Here is a 24,291-nt window from a genome sequence, read left to right as displayed (position 1 = left end):
ACCAATGTCAACAAATTGGTAGAAATATCCGTCCAGGCCAATTGGTACGTGCGATTGATCTTATTTTATGTGCGCTTGCAGCACGAATTCCGCGCCAAATTACCTTTCCAGATAAATGATTTTTGGTATGCAGATCTGGTTGACGAGCGTTCGACCTCTGCTACCATCCGGCCCACGGCGGCGCCGCCACGGCACGCATCGAGAGGAGGCAGACCATGGCATCGAACGCCGCGCGCAACCGCTTCGCCCTGCTGTTCCTCGCCCTGGCCGCCGGCCAGGCCGATGCCGCCGACATCCTCGTCGCCACCCCGGCCGAGTACCGCGCCGCCACCGGCGCCCTGCAGCCCGGCGACCACGTGATCCTGGCCAACGGCGAGTGGCGCGACTTCCAGATCGTGTTCGCCGGCACCGGCACCGCCGCGCAACCGATCCGCCTGAGCGCGCAGACCCCGGGCCAGGTCATCATCACTGGCCAGTCCAATCTGCGCATGGCCGGCGCCTATCTGGTGGTCAGCGACCTGGTGTTCCGCGACGGCTACAGCCCGACCGAGGCGGTGCTGTCCTACCGCGTCTCCAGCAAGGAGCGGGCGCGCCACAGCCGTATCACCCGGGTCGTGGTCGACCGCTTCAACCAGCCCGAGCGCAGCCGCTCGGACAACTGGGTGGCGATGTACGACAGCCACAACCGCTTCGACCACAACCAGCTGGTCGGCAAGAACAACGCCGGCCCGACCATGGTCGTGGTCCGCGATACGGTGCAGGGCCTGGACAACCGCCACCGCATCGACCACAACTGGTTCGGCCCGCGCCCGAACCTGGGCGCCAACGGCGGCGAGACCCTGCGCATCGGCACCAGCAACGACGCCAGCTCCGCTTCCAACTCGCTGGTCGAGAACAACTGGTTCGAAGGCTGCGACGGCGAAGTGGAGATCGTCTCCAACAAGTCCGGCGGCAACACCTACCGCGGCAACGTGTTCAAGCGCTCGCGCGGCGCGCTGGTGCTGCGCCACGGCGACGGCAACCTGGTCGAGAACAACGTGTTCTTCGGCGACGGCAAGGACGACACCGGCGGCATCCGTGTCATCAACCGCAGGCAGACCGTGCGCAACAACTACCTGGAAGGGCTGGCCGGCGATGGCTATTCGGCGGCGCTGAGCATCATGTACGGCGTGCCCGATTCGCCGGCCAACCGCTACGTGCAGGTGCAGCAAGCGCTGATCGAGCACAACACCTTCGTCGCCGGCAAGCAGCTGTTCTTCGGCGCCGGCAAGGACGACGAACGCACCGCCGCGCCGATCGACAGCGATTTCGCCGACAACCTGATCGTCGCCGAGCACGACCCGGTGCGCGTGCTCGGCGACCTGTCCGGCATCGCCTTCGCCGGCAACCTGCAAAGCCCGGCGGCCTCGCCGCGCCTGCCCGGCGGGGTGACCGGCCGCACGCTGAACATGACGCGCGCCGCGACCGGCCTGCTGGTCGCCGCCGATGCCGGCGGCATCGGTGCCGATCCGGCGTTGACCTATGTGCCGCGCGACGACGTCGGCGTGGCCTGGTATGCGAAGGAAACGGTGCCGGTGGCGCTGGACAGCGGCCGCCGCCAGCGCGTGCGGCCCGGCAACGACACGCTGGCGCACGCGGTGGCCGCCGCCGGTGCCGGCGATCGCCTGCAACTGGACGCCGGCCGTTACCAGGTCGATCAGGTGCTGGCGCTGCGCCATCCGCTCAGCGTCGAAGGCCCGGCCCGCGGCCGGGCGCAGATCGCGTTCTCCCGCTCCACCCTGTTCCAGATCGAAGCCGGCGGCGCGCTGAAGCTGGCGCGACTGCAGATCGACGGCAGCGCCGCGCCGGACGAAGTGGGCAATGCGGTGATCCGCACCGCGCCCGGTTCCAATGCCGCCAACTACGACCTGATCGTCGAGGACAGCCGCATCCACGGCCTCACCGTCAACCGCGGCTTCGACGTGATCGCGCTGGGCAAGGGCACCCTGGCCGAGCGCATCGCACTGCGCCGGGTGGTGGTGGAAGACGTCTCCGGCGCGGTGCTGTCGGCGCATGCGGAAACCGACGACCGCGGCACCTACAACGCCGAGCGCGTGGAGATCGCCGATGCGCAGTTCCGCCGCATCGGCGGGCCGGCGGTCGATCTGTACCGCGGCGGCCGCGACGAGAGCACCTTCGGCCCGGTATTGACGATCGACCGCTCGCGCTTCGAGCGCGTCGGCGGCGCCGATGCGCCGTCGCTGCGCCTGCACGGCGTGCAGCGCACCTTCCTGCACGACAACCGCTTCATCGACAGCGCCGCGATCAGCGACGTGCGCACCACCGGCACGCCGCACCTGATCGCCACCCGCAACCAATTCCTCGGCACCCCGGCCCTGCCGGCCGATGCCGGCGCGGAGCCCTTGCTATGACCCGATCCACTCGCCTGATGCTGCTGGTGCTGGCCGTCGCCGCCAGCGCGCCCGCCGCCTGGGCCGCGCCCGCCGCGACGCCCGCGGCCCCGGCCGCGAGCGACACTGCCGCCAGCGACGCCGCCCCGGTGCTGGTCACCGCCGCGCAATGGCGGCAGATGGCCAGCGATGGCGCGCGCTATCCGCTGTTCGCGCGCGAGCAGGCGCGCGCCGAAGCCAGCCTGCGCAAGGCGATGCAGGACGGCATCGACGTGCCGCTGCCGAAGGACCCCGGCGGCGGCGCCAGCCACGAGCAGCACAAGCGCAACTACCAGGCGATCCAGGCCGCCGGCGCGCTGTACCGGCTCACCGGCGAGCGCGCCTACGCCGACTACGCGCGCGACCTGCTGCTGGCCTACGCCAAGCTGTACCCGACCCTGGGCGCGCATCCGGCCGGGCGCGGCCAGGTGCCGGGCCGGCTGTTCTGGCAATCGCTCAACGACTCGGTGTGGCTGGTCTACGCCGCGCAGGGCTACGACGCGATCCGCGACAGCCTCACCCCTGCCGATCGCGACACCATCGACCAGCAGGTGTTCCGGCGCATGGCGCACTTCCTGTGCGACGAGAGCGCGGACAACTTCGACAAGATCCATAACCACGCCACCTGGGCGGTGGCCGCGGTCGGCATGACCGGCTACGTGCTGCGCGACCGGACGCTGGTCGACAAGGCCTTGCGCGGCAGCAGGCAGGACGGCAACGCCGGCTTCCTCAAGCAGATCGATCAACTGTTCTCGCCGGACGGCTACTACGCCGAAGGCCCCTACTACCAGCGCTACGCGTTGGCGCCGTTCGTGCTGTTCGCCAACGCGATCGAACGCAACCAGCCGCAGCAGAAGATCTTCCAGCGCCGCGACGGCGTACTGCTGAAGGCGGTCGATACGCTGGTGCAGAGTAGCTACGCCGGCTACTTCTTCCCGATCAACGACGCGATCCTGGACAAGGGCCTGGACACCGAGGAACTGGTCGCCGGCCTCGGCATCGCCTACGCGCAGACCCACGACGCGCGGCTGCTGTCGATCGCGCAACGCCAGCAGCGCGTGCTGCTGACGCCCGAGGGCCTGGGCGTGGCCGCGGCGCTGGCGCAGGACAAGGCCAAGCCGTTCGCGTTCCGCTCCGCGCTGCTGCGCGACGGCGCCGACGGCGATCACGGCGCGCTGGCGATCCTGCGCGCCGGCGGCGAGGACGGCCAGACCCTGGTGATGAAGAACACCTCGCAGGGCATGGGCCACGGCCACTTCGACAAGTTGAACTGGCTGTTCTACGACAACGGCCAGCGCGTGGTCACCGACTACGGCGCGGCACGCTTCCTCAACGTGGAAGCCAAGTCCGGCGGCATCTACCTGCCGGAGAACACCAGCTGGGCCAAGACCACGGTGGCGCACAACACGCTGGTGGTGAACGAGCGCAGCCACTTCGATGGCGACTGGCGGGTGGGCGAGGACTACGCGCCGACGCCGCTGCTGTTCGCCCGCGACACCGACACCCAGATCGTGTCCGCGCGCATGGACCATGCCTACGACGGGGTCAGCTTCACCCGCACCCAGGCGCTGCTGACGCATCCGGATCTCGGCCTGCCGATCGTGATCGACCTGCTGCGCGTGCACGGCGCCAAGCCGGCGCGCTACGACCTGCCGCTGCACTTCAACGGCCACATCATGCAGGTCGGCTTCGATGCCAAGCGTGCGCTGGCCGAACGCGCGGTGCTGGGCAAGGCCAACGGCTACCAGCACCTGTGGGTGGACGCGAGCAGCGACGCGTCGCCGGCGCCGCGCAGCCTGAGCTGGCTGCTGGACGGGCGCTTCTACACGTATCGCTTCGGCAGCAGCGCGCCGTCGCGCGCGATCCTGGCCGAGAGCGGCGCCAACGACCCGGACTTCAACCTGCGCCGCGAACCGATGCTGCTGCAGCGTGTGGACGGCCAGGCCGACGTGAGCTTCTTCGGCGTGCTGGAACCGCACGGCGAATACAACGGCACTGCCGAATACGTGCACGGCGCCGACAGCCGCATCCGCGCCATCGCCCGCATGCGCGGCGACGATGCCGAGGTGATCGTGCTGACCCTGGCCTCGGGCAAGACCCTGGCGCTGGCGGTGGCCGACGATGCCGCCGCCGAGCGCGAACACAGCGTGCAGGCGCAGGGCCAGCGCTACACGTGGCGCGGCGGCTATGCGCGCTTCGACCGCGCGGCGGGCGGCAAATGAGCACGCCCATGTCCGGTGCAGGCGCGGCAAGACCGACCAAGCGCAGCGCGGTGCGCTGGATGATCGTGGGCCTGATCGCGGTGGCCACGGTGATCAACTACATCGACCGCAACGCGCTGGCGGTGATGTGGCCGGCGATCTCGCAGGACATCGGCGCGACCAAGGAAGACTACGCGCTGCTGGTGACCATCTTCATGCTGTTCTACGCCGCCGGCCAGTTCGTGTTCGGGCGCCTGTTCGACATCATCGGCACGCGCATGGGCTTCGCGCTGTCGATCGCGGTGTGGTCGATCTCGATCGCGCTGCATGCGCTGACCCATTCGATCGTCTCCTTCAGCATCGTGCGGGCGATGCTCGGCATCAGCGAGGCCGGCGCCTGGCCGGGCGCGGTGAAGGCCAACGCCGAGTGGTTCCCGGCGCGCGAGCGCGCGCTGGCGCAGGGCATCTTCAACGCCGGCGCCTCGATCGGCGCGATCGTGTCGGCGCCGCTGATCGCGCTGCTGTTCCTGTGGCTGGGCTGGAAAGGCACCTTCGTGCTGGTCGGCGCGCTCGGCTTCGTGTGGCTGCTGCCGTGGCTGGTGATCTACCGCGCCGGCCCCGACAAACACCCCTGGGTGGATGCCGCCGAACGCGCGCTGATCCTGGACGCGCCGGCCGACGGCAGCGCAGCGGACAAGCCGGCCTACCTGCCGAGCCTGCGCCAGATCATGTCGCACCGGCAGAGCTGGGGCATCGTGCTGTCGCGCTTCTTCATCGACCCGATCTGGTGGCTGTTCGTGTCGTGGCTGCCGATCTACCTGGCCGAGACCTTCCATTTCGACATCAAGCAGATCGGCGCGTTCGCCTGGGTGCCGTTCGTCGGCGCGATGCTCGGCAGCCTGTCCGGCGGCTGGCTGTCCGGGCGCCTGATCGCGGCCGGCTGGAGCGTGGACCGCGCGCGCAAATGGACCATCACCCTGGGCGGCGCGATCATGGCCCCGGCCCTGCTCGGCGCGGTCCTCGCCGCCGACCCGACCATCGCGGTGCTGACCATCGCCGCGGTGCTGTTCGGTTTCCAGATCGCGATCGGCAACATCCAGACCCTGCCCGGCGACCTGTTCGACGGCAAGTCGGTCGGCTCGCTGGCCGGCATCGGCGGCATGGCCGCGGTCGCCGGCACCCTGATCACCACCTGGCTGGTGCCGGTGATGACCGCCCACTCCTATGCGCCGATGTTCATTCTCGTCGCCGCGCTGGTGCCGGCCTCGCTGGCCGCGCTGTGGCTGGTGACCGGCCGCATCGAAAAACTCGACGATCCCGCCACCGGCGGCTGATCGCATCCCCTTTCCCCACAACGCAAGGACTCATCGCGCATGCAATTCAAAGACAAGGTGGCCATCGTCACCGGCGGCGGCCGCGACATCGGCCGCGAGGTTTCGCTGAAGCTGGCCGCGGCCGGCGCCAAGGTGTGCATCAACTACGCCAACGACGCGGCCAGCGCCGAGGAAACCCTGCGCCAGATCCAGGCCGCCGGCGGCCAGGCCATCGTGCACCGCGCCGACGCCGCCGACGCGCAGGCCGTGGCCGGGCTGGTCGCGGCGACGCAGCAGGCGTTCGGCCCGCGCATCGACGTGCTGGTCAACGTCGCCGGCGGCATGCTCGCGCGCAAGCCGCTGGCCGACATCGACGAAGCCTTCTTCCATCAGGTCATGGACCTCAACTTGAAGTCGGTGTACCTGACCACGCAGGCGGTGGCGCCGCACATGCAGGCCGGCGCGGCAATCGTCAATTTCGCCTCGCTCGCCGGCCGCGACGGCGGCGGTCCCGGCGCGGCGATCTACGCCACCGCCAAGGCCGCGGTGATGACCTTCTCGCGGGCGATGGCCAAGGAACTGGGCCCGCGCGGCATCCGCGTCAATGCGCTGTGCTGCGGCATGATCGCCACCCGCTTCCACGACGACTTCACCAAGCCGGAAGTGCGCGCCTTCGTCGCCAACGCCACCCCGCTGCGCCGCGAAGGCCGTGCCGAGGAAGCCGCCGACGCGGCGCTGTACCTGGCCTCCGATGCCGCGAGCTTCATCAATGGCGCCAATCTCGACGTCAACGGCGGCGTGTATTTTTCCTGACCCGAACGCGTAGGAGCCACGCTCATGTCGTTGCGATTCCCGCCCTTGCGGCCGTTGTTGTGGAGGGGCACGGTCGCCGCCGCGCTCGCGCTGTGCATGGCGCTGCCGGCGGCGGCGCAGCAGGCCGCGCATTGGCTGCCGGCGTGGATCGCCTCGCCCACGCCGGACCGGCTCGACGGTCCGGCCGGCAGTTCCTTGCAGTTCGAGCGGCAGAGCGTGCGCCAGGACATGCGCCTGGGCACCGCCGCGCAGGCCTTGCGCTTTCGCATCAGCAACGAACTGGGCACCGCGCCGCTGAAGATCGGCGCGGCATCGGTGCGCCTGGCCGGTGCCGCCCGGCCGGCGCAGCCGGTCCTGTTCGACGGCCGCCGCGAGATCGTGCTGCCGCCCGGCGGCGTCCTGCTCAGCGATCCGGTGGCGCTGCGCGCGCCGGCCTTGGCCGAGATCGCGCTGACCCTGTATTTCCCGGAGGCCACACGGCCGGCGGTGCGCCGCACGGCGGTGCGCGTGGCCGAGGGCGATGTCGACGTGAGCGACGCCACCGCGCTGAGCTACCGGCAGAGCGTGGTGTCGGCGGTGTATGCGCAGACCACCGCAGCGCCGCGGGTGGTGGTGGCGCTGGGCGATTCGATCACCGAAGGCGCCACCGCTGCGCGCGGCAGCAACAGCGACTGGCCGGCGCTGCTGGGCAAGCGCCTGGAGCAGGCCTGCGCGGGCCAGGTGGTGGTGCTCAACGCCGGCATCAGCGGCAACAAGCTGCTCGACGCCGGCCGCAGCCCCAGCGCCCTCGCGCGCCTGGACCGCGACGTGCTGGCGCTGCCCGGCGTCGACCAGGTGCTGCTGTTCGAAGGCATCAACGACATCCGCCACAGCGGGCCGCCGGCGTTCGCGCCCGGACGCACCGCGGCGGACATGCAACTGGGCTACCGGCAAGTGGTCGAACGCCTGCGCCAGCACGGCATCGCCACGATCGGGGCGACGCTGACCCCGTTCGGCGCATCGGAACGCTACGAACCCGTGTCCGCCGCCACGCGCCAGGCCTTGAACGCCTTCATCCGCGACGGCAAGACGTTCGATGCGGTGATCGACTTCGACGCGATCCTGCGCATGCCCGACAACCCCGAATCGCTGCCGGCCGCCATCACCCGCGACCACCTGCATCCCAACGACGCCGGCTACGCGCGCATGGCCAACGCCATCGACCTGTCGCTGTTCGGCTGCAAGGTGCGCTGACGGCGGCGCCGCTTCCGCGACCGGGGCCTGTCGGCAAGCGTTTTTTTACAGAGATCCCCGACACTGTGGGAGCGACTTCAGTCGCGACGGGCATGACCGACCAAGCCCTTCGCGAGCGAAGACCCGAAATCACCGGCAGACGCCCGCACAGACGACATCGATCTGGATCGAGCAAGCGCTGAGGCCCGTCGACGCGATCGGGATAGGCTATGCGCATGACAATGCACACCCAGCCCTGCCCGCTCGGCCGCACTCACGTCGCGCTCCCGCCCCTCCCGCGTCGTCACGGCCCCTGCGCGAACGGAACGCGCCACCAGGCAGCCGCGTCATGAGCGCCGCGCACTTCCGCGTACTGGACCACGCCGCGCATGCCTGGTTCCTGCTGCAATCCGGCACGGACCGCTTTCTGGACGTGAACTGCAGCGCGTCCGCGTTCGGCTACTCGCTGTTGATCCGGCTCGACCCCGACGAATGCGCACAGGTGCAGCAGGGCGGACACGCCGCCTGCGACGCCCTGGCCACGCGCATCCGCGACACCGCGTCGCCGCGGCACCCGCGCGATGTGTCGCGCGATCACGGCGAAGCGGTATCCGATGCCATCGCCCGCTGGCGCGAGGAAAGCGGCCACTGAGGCCGCGCCGCGGCCGCCGCGAGCGGATCCGGCGGTGCATTACCATGCGCGTTCCCGCCCGCGGATCCAGCCCATGCCCGACAGCCTCCACGACCTGCAAGCCGCCCAGCGCGCGTTCGCCGACGCACGCGACTGGGGCCAGTTCCACACCCCGCGCAATCTGGCCGCGGCGCTGTCGGTCGAGGCGTCGGAACTGCTCGAGCATTTCCAGTGGCTCACCGACGAGCAGAGCCGGCAACTGTCGGACGACAAGAAGGCCCAGGTCGGCAGCGAAGTCGCCGACGTGCTGCTGTACCTGCTGCAGCTGTGCGACAAGCTGGGCATCGACCCGATCGAAGCGGCGCGGCAGAAGATGCAGGTCAATGCCGCCAAGTACCCGGTGGACCGCGCCAGGGGCCGCATCACCAAATACACCGAATTGTAGGCGCCGCCTCACGCCCGCCGTTGTAGGAGCGGCTTCAGCCGCGACAGGCTCTGTCCGTAGAGTCTGTCGCGGCTGAAGCCGCTCCTACAAGAGAGTGAGGAATTGAAAGAAGCCTCCGCCAAGGCCTTTGCCCCCTACCGCGCAGCGGCCTTCTTCGCAGCACGCTTGCGCGGCGCGCGCTTCGTGGCCGCCGTCTTCTTCGCCGCAGGTTTCCTTGCAGTGGAGGCACCGCTCGCGGCCTTCTTCGCCCGCGTCCGCGCCGCCTTCTTCGCCGCGCTCTTGCGCACGCTGGCGCCCTTGGTCTGTGCGGCTTTCTTCGCCGCGGCCGAACGGCTGCTGGCGGTGCGCTTCTTGGCCGCCGTCTTGGCCTGCGTGGACAAAGCCTTCTTGCCCACGGTCCGCGTGGCGGTCTTGCCCTTGCTGGCGGTCTTCAGGGCTTTCTTGGCACCGCGCGAACGCGTCGGCGACGGCGCGCCGGCCTTGCCGCCCTTCGCCTCTTCCTGCGCGACCTTCTTCTTGGTGGACTTGGAAGCGGTCTTGGACGCACCGGTCTTGACCCCGGCGCGGCGCGCCTTGGACAGGCCGATGGCGATCGCCTGCTTGGTCGATTTCACCGTGGTCTTGCCCTCGCGCACCCGGTCGATCTCCTCGCGGACGAATTCGCCGGCCTGGGTGCTGCCCGCCTTGCCTTCGCGCTTGGCGCGCTTGGCGCGGGCGGTGGTGGATTGCGTCGGCATGTCGTTCTCCTGCATGCGGCCGGAACTGGCCATCGCCACAGGTGTAACAAGCAAAAAGTAAAGAACCGGCATAAACCATGCGAAGCCGATGTGCACTGCGCGTGGTGCGCTTTGCGGGTGCGCAGCGGTGCGATGCCGCGAGCACACGCCGGCCGACACGTGCGCGCGCGGCTCGACATGCCCGGACGATACGCAAGACAGACCGCACTTGCGTTCGAACGTGCCGCTCACCCGCCCTGGCAAGACGCGATACACGCCGCCATGTCGCCACCGCAGCGCGGTTCGTCAGATCCGGCGGCCACGCTGCGCGCGCATCGCATTGCCGGTGCCGCGCGACGTTTCCTGGGCGATGTTCCCGAAGTCGTCATCCCTGGCTGCCGGCAGATCTCGCGCTTCGTCCGCGCCGGACGTCGGCCAGCGCACCAAGCGCCTGGCATTGCCTGACGATCGGACTCCCGCGCGCCGCTGCCGGCGCGCGCACCGCTCCTGGTGCAGCGAGCTACTGGCGACGCATGCGTCGGGTTGGCGCATCGCCGGCGGCACTCGCCGCGTCGGCCGGAGCAGGCTCCCAGCCGAACACGCTGCGCCCGCCGTACCCGTGCGACGCGCGCCGCTCCTCGGCGATCAACGCCTCCACCGACGGCCCGCGCGCGTGCGGCTCGAGCAGGCGCGCCTGCGCATCCAGCCGGCGGATCGCCTCCAGCTTTTCCTCGCGGCCCAGCTTGGCCTGCGCCACCGCGGTCTTGAGCACACCGATGGTGTGGTCGTAGACGCGGGTCGGCACCGGGAACGGATGCCCATCCTTGCCGCCATGCGCCATCGAGAACCGTGCCGGATCGGTGAACCGGCACGGCGCGCCGTGCAGCACCTCGGCCACCAGCGCCAGTGCGCGCACGGTGCGCGCGCCGACGCCCGGGACCTGCAGCAGTTCGGTGAAATCCTGCGGCCCGCATTCGGCCGCCGCGGCCAGGTTGCCGTGCAGGCGCCGGGTCACGATGTCGCTGCCACGCACGTCGTGGTGGTCGGGCAGCGACAGGTGCGGCAGACCGGGCGGCCTGCGCGCCGGCATCGCCTCGGGCGTGGCGGCGAACAGGTCGCCGCTCGGCGCGAACAGCGCGTCGGCCGCCACGTTGCGCGCGCCCGGCGCCGCGTGCGCGGCGACCATCGCGCCGTGCACCGAGTTCGCGCCGGCGACTGTCGCCGCACGCGGCGCGGACGCCGCCGCGTTCGCCGAAGACGCTTGCAACGCGCCGTATTCCTGCGCGATCCGGTCCGGCCCCAGCGCCTGCAGCAGTTCCACCTGCGCCGCCCGCGAGGCGGCCGCGCGATGGTCGGCGAGATTGACGATGCGGCCCTGCCCCGGCCCGTCGATCGCCGCATGCGGCGCATCGACGAAGCTGTTCAGCCCCTCGGACAGCCAGTGATAGCGCCGCGCCTGCTTGCTGGCCCCGTTCATGCCCTGCTGCACCACGACCCACTGTCCGTCGTCGCTGACGATGAAGCCGTGCAGATACAGATCGAACCCGTCCTGCACCGCGGCGCTGTCCACCTTCGCCACCAGCCGGCTGGCGCGCGCCAGGCCGGCGCCGTCCAGCCCGGTGCGCTCGCCCACCGCACACAATTCGTCGGGCGTGGCGCGCGAATGCCGCCCGCGGCCACCGCAGACATGGATGCCCAATTCGGCGGACAGCGGCGTCAACCCGCGCTTCAGCGCGCCCAGCACGCTGGTGGTGATGCCCGAGGAATGCCAGTCCATGCCCATCACCGCGCCCAGCGACTGGAACCAGAACGGATGCGCCAGGCGCCGCAGCAGTTCGTCGCGGCCATAGCTGTGCACGATGGCCTGGCACATCACCGCGCCGAGCCGGGTCATGCGCTCACCCAGCCAATGCGGCACGCGGCCGCCGTGCAGGGGCAGATCGGCGCTGCCGGAACGTCGGCTCATGCGCGGAACTCCGGAGAAAAACGGATCGCCAGCGTAGCCAGCCCGCGTCGCATCGCGCGATTCGGCGACCGTGGCGAGACTGAGCGATTCAGCGAGGAAGCCATGCGACTTCCACCCCCATGCAGCCGCGGCTGAAGCCCCTCCCACAATGCACACCGCCAGCCCACCGTAAGCCCCTGTAGGAGCGGCTTCAGCCGCGACACGCCAAACGACGCGCCCATCAGCCTGTGATGGCTGAGCGACCGACCGCAAGTCCACCACAAACCTTCGCCACAACACAAAAGCCAAAAAGCCGCGCGACTTCCAGCCTCATGCAGTCGCGGCTGAAGCCCCTCCCACAATGCACCCAGCCAACTCACCGCAAGCCCCTGTAGGAGCGGCTTCAGCCGCGACACGCCAAACGATGCGCCTATCAGCCTGTGATGGCTGAGCGACCGACCGCGAGTCCACCACAAACCTCCGCCACAGCACAAAAGGCAGGAAGCCGCGCGACTTCCAGCCTCATGCAGTCGGGGCTGAAGCCCCTCCCACAATGCACCCAGCCAGTTCGCCGCATGCCCCCTGTAGGAGCGACTTCAGTCGCGACGAACGAAGCGGTGCACTTCACGGCGTCGGACTCGATCAGCGCCGAAGCCCTTGCTTGAGGAAAGATCCGCAGCGCGAATCACGATGATCCACCGACTCAGCCGCTGCCGCGCTTCCGCTTCGCCGACGCCGCCGACGCCGCAGCCGTCGTCGCAACCACAGCCTTGCCTTCCCCCTCACCCGCGCGCACCGTCGCCAGCGTCATCGCGATCAGTCCGCCGATCAGGCGCCGCAGGTCGGCCTCGTTGTCGGCCGAGGCCTTCAGGCTGGTGGTGGCCAGGCGCAGGATGTAGCCGAGATCGGCCGCCGACAGCGGCGCCTGCGCTTGCACTTCCGGCTGCAGCGTCGCCACCAGTTGCGCCTCGAACTGCGCGTACAGCGCAGCCAGCGCTTCCGGCGCGTAGTCGCCGCACTTGGCCAGCAGCTCGGTGGCGTTTTCCGAATCGATCACCGCGGCGACCGGTTCCAGCACCCAGATGTCGAACAGATGCCGCAGCCGCGTCGCCAGGTCCTGCCCCGGACGCAACCGCACGCCGGATTCGGCCAGGCACTGGTCGCGCTGGCGCAGCACCATCGCCGCGAAGATCGCCTCCTTGTTCGGGAACGACGCGTACAGCGACGGCCGCGACATCTGCGCCGCCGCGGCGATGTCGCCGATGCCGACCTTGCGGTAGCCGTGGCGCAGGAACAGCTGGAAGGCGGCATCCATGATGCGCGTCTCCTTGCTCGGCAACGCCGCAACAGGTGCAGCGGATTTTACACTTGACATAATTTGTAAAGTTGTCAACATTACATTTCCAGCCAAATTGTAAAGCACCGGAGCCCCGCATGAACGCCATCGCCCCGCCGGCCCAGCCCCGCCCGACCCGCGCCTACGCCGCCCTGGAAAAAGGCGGGGCGATGGTGCCCTGGCATTTCGAGCGCCGCGCCGTGCGCGAACGCGACGTGGCGGTGAAGGTGCTGTACGCCGGCGTCTGCCATTCCGACATCCACTCGGTGAACCGCTGGGGCGGCGAATTCCCGCTGGTGCCCGGGCACGAAATCGTCGGCGAAGTGGTGGAAGTGGGCGCGGCGGTGTCCGGGTTCGCGGTCGGCCAGCGGGTGATGATCGGCACCATCGTCGATTCCTGCCGCGTGTGCGAACCTTGCCGCGCGCAGATGGAGGTGTACTGCCGCGAATTCCCGACCACCACCTTCGACGGCATCGATCGCATCGACGGCAGCCGCACCCGCGGCGGCTATGCCGAGTACTACGTGGCCGACGCGCATTTCGTCTATCCGCTGCCCGACGGCCTGGATCCGGCCGCGGCGGCGCCGCTGCTGTGCGCCGGCGTCACCACCTACTCGCCGCTGCGGCACTGGAAGGTCGGCCCGGGCACGATCGTGGGCATCGTCGGCATCGGCGGCCTGGGCCACCTGGCGGTGAAGTTCGCACGCGCGCTCGGTGCGCACGTGGTGGCCTTCACCACCTCGCCGAAGAAAGCCGCCGAAGCGCAGCGCCTGGGCGCGCACGAGGTGGTGCTGTCCACCGATCCCGAGCAGATGCAGGCGCAGGCCTACCGCTTCGACTTCATTCTCGACACGGTGTCCTCGACCTACCCGCTGGACCCGATGCTGCAGGCGCTGAAACTCGACGGCACCCTGTGCTCGCTGGGCCTGCCCGACACGCTGGATTTCGCTCCGATGACCCTGGCCATGGGCCGCCGCCGCATCGCCAGTTCCGGCACCGGCGGCACCGCCGACACCCACGAAATGCTGGCGTTCTGCCAGCAGCACGGCATCGTCGCCGACGTGGAAGTGATCGCGATGGAGCAGATCAACGAGGCCTTCGCGCGCCTGCAGAAAGGCGACGTGCACTATCGCTTCGTGATCGACATGGCGCGCTCGGCGCTGTAACCGGCGGTGGCTTACGGCGGCGACGTTGCACGACAAAACATCGTCGCGGCCCGGCGCACCCACAAGGTCCGCACGGCCCTCCAACGCGGGGGAATCAGGACGCCAACGCCCGACTTGACCGCCCCCGCCACGCAGGCGATGCTAGACGCGGCGACCGATACCGCCGCACCGCACCCGCGCAGTCGGCCACGCTGCGAGACCGCCCTGGACCACGCCAGCAAGGAAGATGCCGATGTCCGCCAACAGAACCATCGCCCCCGCTCTGCTGTCCGGCGCCATCAGCCTGTTCGTGGTGCTAGGCCTATGCGTCGGCCCGCTGTACTTCAGCGCGGCCCTGGTCTGCCTCGCCATCCTGGCCATGCGCAACGACACCCGCCAGGGGCTGCTGTACGCCGGGCTCGCGCTCGTGTTCCTGCTCGTCGCCTTCGGCTACGGCATCGGCAAGGACCTGGCGCAACGCGACAACTTGCGTGACACGCAGACTGTCGCCAGCACCGAACAACAGTAGCGATCGCGATCGCGGCAATCCGGCAGGAGCCGACGCCCTTGCATCGCTGGAGAAGCTAAGCTGGCAGCGACCAGGCAAAGCGCGCAACGACCCGCCACCACAATGACGCACCGCTATTCCTGCCACACGTTATGCCTTGCGCTTTCGAGGACGCTCAACCGCGCAATCACGCAGGACGCGTGCACAAAAGTCCTGCTTGAATTGGAAAGCGTGCATTTCCCCCTATTGGATCAACAGTTGCGTCATTGCTGGTGGCACGACGCTTACAACGGCGAATCCGACAGCATCTCGTCCTCAAGCGACACAGCCCTGTTCATGGCGGCATGCGACCGCAGTGGATTCCGGCGCGAACAGGCGTTGCGCGACTTCGCGGCCAGGCCCGGCCGCCTGGCAGTCGCAGCGGCACTGCTGCGTTGCGACGACTGGGTTCCGCAGGTCCAGGCTCGGGCCATCGCGCTACTGCGATCCATGGTCGCCGAAAACAGCGGAAGCCTGTTCGATTTCATCGACCTCTTGTTGATTTTGCGCGAGCGCGAACGTTTTTCCGAACAGGCGTGGAAGCCGCTGATCGCTCCGCTCATGCAGCAGCCATCCAACCTGGATCACTGCTGGACCGCCACCGTCAGAGGCAGCTCACGCGCGCGCTTGTTTGCCTACCATTTACTCGTTCGCACCGCACCTGCCACGACCGAAGCGGCCAGCTTGCAAGCCGTAGACGACCTGGCACCTTCGGTGGCCGCATGGGGCCTGTCCATGGCGGCTCATCTGCCTTCAGCCGACACGGCGCTAGCCGTCATCCAGCGCGCATCGCAGCATCCGCTTGCGTCCATCCGTGCCCAGGCGCTGCGACTGCATGTCGAACACGATGCGGCCGATGCCCATGCCGCGGTCGAGGCGGCGCTGTTCTCGGCAACGCATTCGCTTCGCAACGCCGCCATCCATCTCTCCAAGACATGCTATGGCGAAGCGCCACTGCCTCGCTACCGTGCAGCGATCGATACCGAAGAGCCGGTGAATGCCGAGGTCGCAGTGATTGCACTCGCCGACCTGGCGACGGCAGAAGACGCAGACCGGCTGCGTACATGGATGCGGGCACGCAGGGCTATGCTGCGGATCTCGGCGCTCAATGGTTTGGCTCGCGCCAAACCCGAGGATCTGCGGTCGCTGGTCAGTTCGGCGTTGATGGACAGCTCGCCCAAGGTCGTCCGGCAAGCCGTGACCATTGCCAAACGCGACATCGGGTTAAGCAGGGAAATGCTGCAGAACGCCTATTCGCAGGTCACCACCCCTCCGATCAAATACGCGCTGATACGCGCGACGCACGAGCTGGACAAATGGAACGGGCTGGCCCTGCTGTTGCTATGGCATCACCAGCGCGACGATGCCATGGCCGAGGTCCTGGAGCTGGAGCTGAATCGATGGGTCCGCGACGAGGCGAAGCGATTTACGCCATTGGGCGATGCCTTGCGCCATGAAATTCACCAGGCCCTGAAACGACAGCGCAGCGGTGACACTGGGATTCATTGGAGCCGCATGGAGTTCGCATTGAACTCGAGTTGATGGCGCAGCTTCGGCCAGGCACTGGTCGCGCTGGCGCAGCAGCATCGCCGCGAGGATCGCCTCCTTGCGCACGATCCACAAGTTGCCGCAAACCACCGGCAGTGGTGCACGCAAGCGCGCCCGGTCGTCGCGCGAGGCACCTGCGCGGTGGCACGCGATCGCGCCCTGAGTTCGCGCACCCGCGACCAGCGGAATCGACCCCGGCAGCGCATCTGCGTACACTTCCGCGGTAATGAAACAAGCATCGTACGTGGCACTGCAAGCCACCTGGCCACGGCAGGGCCGCCACATCCTGGCGCACTTCGACGCCGAATCGATCATCGTCTACCAGGCGTACCGCCCGTCGATCGCGCAGTTCGCGGTCGCGCAGCAACGCTTCGGGGGAGAATTCAGCTACGAGCGGATGAGCTGGATCAAGCCGAATTTCCTGTGGATGATGTATCGCTCGGGATGGGCGCAAAAGGAAGGACAGGAACGGATCCTGGCGGTGCGTCTGCCGCGTGCGTTCTTCGACGCGCTGTTGCGCGCGGCGGTTCCTTCCGCGTTCGACCCGTCGCGCTTTTCCAGCCACGCCGAGTGGCAGGCCGCGATCCGCCATTCCGACGTGCGCCTGCAATGGGATCCCGACCATGCGCCCGACGGCACCGCCCTGGAACGTCGCGCGTTGCAACTGGGCCTGCGCGGCGAGGCGCTGCGCCGCTACGGCGCGCAGCAGGCCATGGCGATCACCGACGTCACCGACTTCGTGCACGCACAGGCCGCCAGTTTGCGCCACGGCGAGGCGTCGCTGTGCGTGCCGCACGAACAGGTCTACCTGCCCGAAGCGACCGCCGCGCACGCTGTCGGCCTCGACCTCTGAGGCGGCGCCGATAGCGACGGCGCACGCCCTGCGCGGCGCGCGTGCACGCCAGCGTGGCGGTGCACGACCGCGCACCACGCACGGCACGTGGGACCCGGCGTGCGCGGGCATACTGTCGGCCATTCCGACTGCCGCAGGAAACCGATGTCCTACGCCGCACTTCGCACCCTGCTCGCTCCCTGGGGCGAGCTACGCCCGCAACCGGCGTCCGACTGGCAGGGGCCGATCCCGCTGCCGGCGACGCTCGCCGATTTCTACGCGCAGGTGGGGCCGTGGGGCGAGACCTACCACGCGCACGTGGGCCCGACCGGCGTGTCGCTCGACATCGGCGGCAACCCGGTCGACATTCCGCCGCTGCACAAGCTCTGGCAACTGCAAGCCGGATACCGGTGGAATGCCGTCAGCGGCGAACGCCTTGCGGACTGGAGCGAGCAGTGGCTGGTGGTCGCCGACCAGGGTGCGGACCCCATCATTCTCGACGTCGCCAGCGGCGAGGTGCTTTTCGCGTTTCACGGTGCCGGTGCGTGGCAACCGAAGCGGCTGGCGGCCAGCCTGGACAGCGCATTCGGCGGCCTGGCCACCATCGCCAACGCCATGGCGGAACTGGGCGACGACGCATTCGACGAGACCGACGAGTTGCGCTCAACGGCGCGCGCGGCGGTCGCCTCGTCCCTGGCGTCGTACCTGGGCAGCGCCGCGCAGGCCGCGCAGTTTCTGGATGCGTTGGAGTGGTACCAGGCTTGAACCCGCCCGACGCGGGCTGCTGCAAGACCGAGCCGCACATGCCGGTGACGACAGCATCCTCGTGGCGTTTCCGGGCCAATCGCGCAGCATCCTGGGGACCGCCTGACGCCGCAGCCGATCGTGCAGCGCATCACAACTTTTCCTGGCCGATCCGTTAGCGTTACGTCTGGGCTGACGGGGAGTCGCACATGGCGTTTCGCACCACGCGGCGCGGGCTATTGCTCGGCGCCGGTTCGTTGGCGTTGCTGTCGCAGGTGCCGGTGGGCTTCGCCCTGCCGCGCGGCGCGGCGAAGACCCCGGCCTTCATCGATGCGCTGATCGCACGCATGACGGTCGAGGAGAAGGCCGGGCAGCTGACCCTGTCCGGCTCGGCGCAGCAGACCGACGCCGCCGCCGCGGCCAATCCGGTCAACGTGCGGCCCACCGCCGAGGGCCAGTTGGCCGCGGCGCGCGCCGGGCGCCTGACCGGCATCTTCAACGGCTCCAACGTGCGCTGGCACCAGCAGCTGCAACAGGCGGCACTGCAAAGCCGGCTGCGGATCCCGCTGCTGTTCGCCGCCGACGTGATCCATGGCTTCACCACCGTGTTCCCGGTGCCGCTGGCCGAGGCCGCCAGCTTCGAGCCCGAGCTGGCGCAGCGCACCGCGCGCGCCGCGGCGCTGGAGGCCAGCGCGGTCGGCATCGACTGGACCTTCGCGCCGATGGTCGACATCGCCCGCGACGCACGCTGGGGCCGCGGGGTGGAAGGCAGCGGCGAGGACGTGCTGCTCGGCCGCCGCTTCGCCCAGGCGCGAGTGCGCGGCTTCCAGGGCGAGGGCATCGGCCACGCCGATGCGCTGGCCGCCTGCCCCAAGCATTTCGCCGCCTACGGCGCAGCCGAGGCCGGGCTGGACTACAACACCGTCGACATTTCCGAGCGCACGCTGCGCGAGGTGTATTTCCCGCCGTTCCAGGCCGCGTTCGACGCCGGCGCGGTGACCACGATGGCCGCGTTCAACGAGATCGCCGGCATTCCCGCCACCGCCAACACCTGGCTGTTGAGCGAGGTGCTGCGCGGCGAGTGGGATTACCGCGGGCTGGTGGTGTCCGACTACACCGGCGACCAGGAACTGATCGCGCACGGTTTCGCCACCGATGCGCGCGATGCGGCACGGCTGGCGTTCCTGGCCGGGGTGGACATCAGCATGCAGAGCGGGCTGTACCTGCAGCACCTGCCCGGCCTGGTCGCCGACGGCGCGGTGACGATGGCGCAACTCGATGCCGCGGTGCGCCGCGTGCTGCGGTTCAAGGCCGAACTGGGCCTGTTCGACAATCCGTTCCTGCGCATCGTGCCCGAGCGCGCGCAGGCGCGGCAGCGGCGCCCGGAAACGCTGGCGCTGGCGCGCGAGGCGGCGCGCAAGTCGGTGGTGCTGCTGAAGAACGACGGCGAGCTGCTGCCGCTCAAGCGCCGCGGCCAGCGCATCGCGCTGATCGGGCCGATGGCCGCCAACTGGGTGGACAGCGCCGGCCCGTGGACGCTGTTCGGCGGCGACGACAGCGGCAACGACCTGGCTACGGCGATGCGCGCGCAACTGGCCGACCGCACTACGCTGCAGGTGGTGGAAGGCTGCGCGTTCGAACACAGCCTGCCCGGCGGCGTGCAGGCCGCGGTCGCCGCCGCGGTCGCCGCCGACGTGGCGGTGCTGGCGATCGGCGAGCCGCTGCGCTATTCCGGCGAAGCGCAGTCGCGCACCGAGATCGTCATTCCGCCGGCGCAGCAATCGCTGCTGGCCGCAGTGGCGGCGACCGGCACGCCGGTGGTGGTGGTGCTCAGCAACGGCCGCGCGCTGGTGCTCGATGGCGCGGTGCTGGAAGCGCCGGCGATCCTGGTGAGCTGGTTCCTGGGCTCGGCCTCCGGCGCGGCGCTGGCCGACATCCTGTTCGGCACGCACGGTCCGTCCGGGCGCCTGCCGGTGAGTTTCCCGCACGAAGCCGGGCAAGTGCCGTACAGCTACGCGCACAAGCCCAGCGGCCGCCCCGACCCGCGTCCGGACGCGCTGCAGCCGTACAAGACCCACTACCGCACCGTGCCCAACGCCGCGCTGTTCCCGTTCGGCCACGGCCTGACCTACGGCCGCATCGAATACGGCGAACTGGCGCTGAGCGATGCGCGGCTCGCCGCCGGCGGCACCTTGCGGATCAGCGCGCGCATCCACAACCGCGGCACCCGCGATGCGGAGGAAGTGGTGCAGCTGTACGTGCGCGACCGCAGCGCCAGCGTCACCCGCCCGGTGCGCGAACTGAAGGATTTCCGCAAAGTTGCGGTAGCGGCCGGCGGCAGCGTCGGCGTGGAGTTCGTGCTGCGCCGCGAGGATCTGCTGTTCGTCGGGCAGGCGTTGAAACCGACGGTGGAGCCGGGCGTGTTCGATGTGTGGGTGGCGCCATCGGCCGAAGCGGCCGGCCTATCTGCGAGCTTCGACTTGGTGGGCTGAGCGGGAGCGTTCCGCGACAGCGAATCCTGTAGGAGCGGCTTCAGCCGCGACAGACACCATCCGTAAAGCCCGTCGCGGCTGAAGCCGCTCCTACAGGGTGCAACGTGTCAGCCCCGCAGCACCTGCGTCAGGAACCGCGCAGTGCGGCTGCCGGCAGCGACCCGAACCGCATCGGTTGTGCATGTAGGCGGCGCCATTGGCGATGCGATGCGCTTGCGGGAGCGATCCGCGGCAGACAGATCATTGTGGGAGCGACTTCAGTCGCGACGGGCGTCACCGGTAGAGCCCGTCGCGCCTGAAGTCGCTCCCACAGGATTCACTGCCTGCAACAGGTGGGAGAGAAGGCGCGCTAGCCTTGCATCGCCTCGGCGAGAAATGGCGCAGTCCGGCTGCCCGCATGCCGCGCCACCGCCTGCGGCTCGCCGGCGACGACCACCTTGCCGCCTTCATCGCCAGCGCCAGGCCCCATGTCGATGATCCAGTCGCTGGCCGCGGCCACGCGCATGTCGTGCTCGACCGCCACCACCGTATTGCCCGCCTCCACCAGACCATGCAGCTGACGCAGCAACGTGTCCACGTCGGCCGGATGCAGGCCCGTGGTCGGCTCGTCGAGCACGTAGACGGTGTCGCGGCGTTGCGCGCGCTGCAGCTCGGTGGCCAGCTTGATGCGCTGCGCCTCGCCGCCGGACAGCTCGGTGGCCGGCTGGCCCAGGCGCAGATAGCCGAGCCCCACCTCGCCCAGCACCTGTAACGGCCGCGCGATCGCCGCATCGTCGGCGAAGAAGTCCGCCGCCTGCGCCACGGTCATGCGCAAGACTTGCGCGATGTTGTGCCCACGCAATTCGATCTCCAGCGTCTTGGCGTTGTAGCGCGCGCCATGGCAGGTGGGGCACGGCGCGTACACGCTGGGCATGAACAGCAATTCCACGAACACCGCGCCCTCGCCTTCGCAGGTCTCGCAACGGCCCTTGGCAACGTTGAACGAGAAGCGGCCGGCGTCGTACTTGCGCTTGCGCGCCGCGGGCGTCGCGGCGAACCGCTTGCGCACGTGGTCGAACAAGCCGGTATAGGTGGCCAGGTTCGAGCGCGGCGTGCGGCCGATCGGTTTCTGGTCCACCTGCACCAGCCGCCGCACGTGCTGCAGGCCGTCGGCGATGCGTCCGTCGGTCGCCGCCTGCATACTGCGTTCCAACGGATCCACGCCTTCTTCCGGATCGACGCGCTCCTGGCCAAGATGCGCGCCGAGCAATTCCACCAGCGCCTGGCTGACCAGCGACGACTTGCCCGAACCGGACACGCCGGTGACCGTGGTGAACACGCCCAGCGGAATGTCCACGTCCAGCGCGGCGACGTTGTTGCGGGTGATGCCGCGCAGCTGCAGCCACGCGCCCGGTGCGCGCGGCGCATGCGCGATCGGCGCCTGCTCGGCGAACAGGTAGCGGCGCGTGGACGAGGCGGCGACCTGCGCCAGTCCCGCCGGCGGCCCGCTGTACAGCACCTGCCCGCCCTGCTCGCCGGCGCCGGGACCGACATCGACGATCCAGTCGGCATGGCGGATCACATCGATCTCGTGCTCGACCACGAACAGCGAATTGCCCGCAGCCTTGAGCTGGTCCAGCGCCGCCAGCAGCGCCTGCGCATCGGCCGGATGCAGGCCGGCGGACGGCTCGTCCATCACGTAGACCACGCCGAACAGCTGCGAGCGGATCTGCGTGGCCAGGCGCAGCCGCTGCAGTTCGCCCGGCGACAGCGTCGGCGTGCTGCGTTCCAGCGTGAGATAGCCCAGGCCCAGCTCCTGCAGGATCTGGATCCGCGCCAGCAGATCCTGGGCGATGCGCTGCGCGGCGATGGCCTGCTCGGGATGGCGCTTGGCGTCGCGGGTGCGGCCTTCTGCAGCAGGACGCAGCAGTTCGGCCACCTGCGTGAGCGGACGCTGCGACAGCGCGCCGATGTCGAGTCCGGCGAAGGTCACCGACAGCGCCTCGCGGCGCAAGCGCTTGCCGTCGCAGGTCGGGCATGGCGTGCTCAGCAGATACTGCGACACGCGCTTCTTGATCAGCGCGCTCTGGGTGCTGGCGAAGGTGTGCAGCACGTAGCGGCGCGCGCTGCTGAAGGTGCCCATGTAGGCCGGTTCCTGCTTGCGCCGCAGTGCGCGCTGGGTCTCGGCGAGGGTGAAGCCCGGATACACCGGCACCGTCGGCTGCTCGTCGGTGTACAGGATCCAGTCGCGGGTCTTCTTCGGCAGCTTCGCCCACGGCACGTCGACGTCGTGGCCGAGCGTGGTGAGGATGTCGCGCAGGTTCTGCCCGTGCCAGGCCGGCGGCCACGCGGCGACGGCGCGCTCGCGGATGCTCAGCGAGCGGTCCGGCACCATCGACGCCTCGGTGGCGTCGTAGATGCGGCCCAGGCCGTGGCAGGTGGGACAGGCGCCGGCCGGCGTGTTCGGCGAGAAGCCGTCGGCATAGATGATGGCCTGTCCCGGCGGATAGTCGCCGGCGCGCGAATACAGCATGCGCAGCGAATTGGAGATGGTGGTGACGCTGCCGACCGACGAGCGCGTGCTCGGCGCGCCGCGATGCTGCTGCAGCGCCACCGCAGGCGGCAGACCTTCGATGGCATCCACGTCCGGCACGCCGGCCTGGTCGATCAGGCGCCGTGCGTAGGGCGAGATCGAATCCAGATAGCGCCGCTGCGCCTCGGCGAACAGCGTGCCGAACGCCAGCGAGGACTTGCCGGAGCCGGACACGCCGGTGAACACCACCAGCGCATCGCGCGGCAACTCCACGTCCACATCCTTGAGGTTGTGTTCGCGGGCGCCGCGGACGCGGACGAAACCGGAGGCGGTGGAAACAGGCGGTTTTGGCATTGGCTGGAAGACACATCGGCGAGAACGCGGACAAGCTTAGCGGGTCGGTTGGCTGTGCCGTGTATGGGCCGGCGCGGTGCATGCGGCATCGCATCCAACATGATGCCCACCAGCCAATCGAGACACCGCTGTAGGAGGGGCTTCGGCCCCCGACACTATCGGCAGCCGTCAAATGCACCGCTTCGCTCGTCGCGACTGAAGTCGCTCCCACAGGGACTTGCGGTAATTCGGCTGGGTGCACTGTAGGAGGGGCTTCAGCCTCGACCGGGATTTGTCGGCACTTCATGCGGCCTGTCGCGGCTGAAGCCGCTCCTACAGGGACTTGCGGCGAGCCGGCTGGATGCACTGTAGGAGGGGCTTCAGCCCCGACCAAGATTTGTCGGCACTCCAAGCTGCCTGTCGCGGCTGAAGCCGCTCCTACAGGGACTTGCGGCGAGCCGGCTGGGTGCACTGTAGGAGGGGCTTCAGCCCGGACCGGGATTGTCGGCACCCATGCTGCCTGTCGCGGCTGAAGCCGCTCCTACAGGGACTTGCGACGAGCCGGCTGGGTGCACTGTGGGAGGGGCCTCAGCCTCGACCGGGATTTGTCGGCACTTCATGCGGCCTGTCGCGGCTGAAGCCGCTCCTACAGGGACTTGCGGCGAGCCGGCTGGATGCACTGTAGGAGGGGCTTCAGCCCCGACCAAGATTTGTCGGCACTCCAAGCTGCCTGTCGCGGCTGAAGCCGCTCCTACAGGGACTTGCGGCGAGCCGGCTGGGTGCACTGTAGGAGGGGCTTCAGCCCGGACCGGGATTGTCGGCACCCATGCTGCCTGTCGCGGCTGAAGCCGCTCCTACAGGGACTTGCGACGAGCCGGCTGGGTGCACTGTGGGAGGGGCCTCAGCCTCGACCGGGATTTGTCGGCACTTCATGCGGCCTGTCGCGGCTGAAGCCGCTCCTACAGGGACTTGCGGCGAGCCGGCTGGATGCACTGCAGGAGGGGCTTCAGCCCCGACCAGGATTTGTCGGCACTCCAAGCTGCCTGTCGCGGCTGAAGCCGCTCCTACAGGGACTTGCGGCGAGCCGGCTGGGTGCA

Annotated in this window: 16 protein-coding genes and 1 pseudogene; 13 read left to right on the top strand and 4 right to left on the bottom strand. The window is 69.2% G+C overall.

Features of this window, described 5'->3' with window-relative positions:
* Positions 1-215 precede the first annotated feature (215 nt).
* The 7 genes from JR064_RS20790 to JR064_RS20760 all read left to right on the top strand — a co-directional run bounded on the left by JR064_RS20790 (position 216) and on the right by JR064_RS20760 (position 9,044).
* Complete coding sequence (locus JR064_RS20790) at positions 216-2,411, top strand: polysaccharide lyase 6 family protein (protein ID WP_206230997.1); 2,196 nt, start codon at positions 216-218, stop codon at positions 2,409-2,411.
* Positions 2,408-4,651 carry an oligoalginate lyase gene (locus JR064_RS20785; protein ID WP_241093205.1) on the top strand — a complete coding sequence of 748 codons (2,244 nt, stop codon included), beginning with the start codon at positions 2,408-2,410 and terminating at the stop codon, positions 4,649-4,651. The genes JR064_RS20790 and JR064_RS20785 overlap by 4 nt, the downstream gene beginning before the upstream one ends.
* Positions 4,648-5,964: an MFS transporter gene (locus tag JR064_RS20780; protein WP_179570740.1), complete on the top strand. Its 1,317-nt coding sequence runs from the start codon at positions 4,648-4,650 to the stop codon at positions 5,962-5,964. The genes JR064_RS20785 and JR064_RS20780 overlap by 4 nt, the downstream gene beginning before the upstream one ends.
* Before the next feature lie 39 nt (positions 5,965-6,003).
* Positions 6,004-6,756, top strand: a complete 753-nt coding sequence (locus JR064_RS20775) for an SDR family NAD(P)-dependent oxidoreductase (protein ID WP_179570739.1) — start codon at positions 6,004-6,006, stop codon at positions 6,754-6,756.
* Between the two features lie 57 nt (positions 6,757-6,813).
* Positions 6,814-7,989 (top strand): SGNH/GDSL hydrolase family protein, encoded by a 1,176-nt coding sequence (locus JR064_RS20770; protein ID WP_206231002.1) that lies wholly within the window; start codon positions 6,814-6,816, stop codon positions 7,987-7,989.
* 328 nt (positions 7,990-8,317) lie between these two features.
* The gene (locus tag JR064_RS20765) at positions 8,318-8,620 is read left to right on the top strand and encodes a hypothetical protein (protein ID WP_206230996.1); all 303 of its coding nucleotides are present in this window, start codon (positions 8,318-8,320) and stop codon (positions 8,618-8,620) included.
* 73 nt (positions 8,621-8,693) lie between these two features.
* Positions 8,694-9,044, top strand: coding sequence for a nucleotide pyrophosphohydrolase (locus JR064_RS20760; protein WP_179570737.1), 351 nt, complete (start codon positions 8,694-8,696; stop codon positions 9,042-9,044).
* A gap of 224 nt (positions 9,045-9,268) precedes the next feature.
* Here the strand turns inward: JR064_RS20760 and JR064_RS20755 are convergent.
* The 3 genes and pseudogenes from JR064_RS20755 to JR064_RS20745 all read right to left on the bottom strand — a co-directional run.
* A pseudogene (locus JR064_RS20755) lies at positions 9,269-9,781 on the bottom strand (DUF6496 domain-containing protein); the annotation flags it as partial.
* A gap of 499 nt (positions 9,782-10,280) precedes the next feature.
* Positions 10,281-11,726 (bottom strand): DUF763 domain-containing protein, encoded by a 1,446-nt coding sequence (locus JR064_RS20750; protein WP_206230995.1) that lies wholly within the window; start codon positions 11,724-11,726, stop codon positions 10,281-10,283.
* Positions 11,727-12,408: 682 nt separating this feature from the next.
* Positions 12,409-13,020, bottom strand: coding sequence for a TetR/AcrR family transcriptional regulator (locus JR064_RS20745; protein ID WP_241093203.1), 612 nt, complete (start codon positions 13,018-13,020; stop codon positions 12,409-12,411).
* A 119-nt stretch (positions 13,021-13,139) separates the two neighbouring features.
* On the opposite strand from JR064_RS20745, the gene JR064_RS20740 reads away from it, so the two are divergent.
* The 6 genes from JR064_RS20740 to JR064_RS20715 all read left to right on the top strand — a co-directional run bounded on the left by JR064_RS20740 (position 13,140) and on the right by JR064_RS20715 (position 20,349).
* On the top strand, positions 13,140-14,207 hold the full coding sequence (locus JR064_RS20740; RefSeq protein ID WP_206230993.1) for an alcohol dehydrogenase catalytic domain-containing protein: 1,068 nt from the start codon (positions 13,140-13,142) through the stop codon (positions 14,205-14,207).
* 232 nt (positions 14,208-14,439) lie between these two features.
* A complete protein-coding gene (locus JR064_RS20735; protein ID WP_206230992.1) occupies positions 14,440-14,715 on the top strand; it encodes a hypothetical protein in 276 nt (91 codons plus the stop codon).
* A 102-nt stretch (positions 14,716-14,817) separates the two neighbouring features.
* Positions 14,818-16,275, top strand: coding sequence for a hypothetical protein (locus JR064_RS20730; protein WP_206230991.1), 1,458 nt, complete (start codon positions 14,818-14,820; stop codon positions 16,273-16,275).
* A gap of 250 nt (positions 16,276-16,525) precedes the next feature.
* Entirely contained in the window at positions 16,526-17,134 is a 609-nt protein-coding gene (locus tag JR064_RS20725; protein WP_338123911.1) for a DUF4291 domain-containing protein, read from the top strand.
* A gap of 144 nt (positions 17,135-17,278) precedes the next feature.
* On the top strand, positions 17,279-17,878 hold the full coding sequence (locus tag JR064_RS20720; RefSeq protein WP_206230989.1) for a hypothetical protein: 600 nt from the start codon (positions 17,279-17,281) through the stop codon (positions 17,876-17,878).
* Between the two features lie 188 nt (positions 17,879-18,066).
* Entirely contained in the window at positions 18,067-20,349 is a 2,283-nt protein-coding gene (locus JR064_RS20715; RefSeq protein WP_206230988.1) for a glycoside hydrolase family 3 N-terminal domain-containing protein, read from the top strand.
* Positions 20,350-20,698: 349 nt separating this feature from the next.
* On the opposite strand, the gene JR064_RS20710 is transcribed toward JR064_RS20715, so the two are convergent.
* Complete coding sequence (locus JR064_RS20710) at positions 20,699-23,215, bottom strand: excinuclease ABC subunit UvrA (RefSeq protein WP_206230987.1); 2,517 nt, start codon at positions 23,213-23,215, stop codon at positions 20,699-20,701.
* Positions 23,216-24,291 lie beyond the last annotated feature (1,076 nt).

Origin of the sequence: Xanthomonas bonasiae (assembly GCF_017163705.1) — a bacterium.
Taxonomy (GTDB): domain Bacteria; phylum Pseudomonadota; class Gammaproteobacteria; order Xanthomonadales; family Xanthomonadaceae; genus Xanthomonas_A; species Xanthomonas_A bonasiae.
The sequence above is the reverse complement of the archived record's forward strand: the minus strand, read 5'-3'. Positions and strand labels throughout refer to the sequence as shown.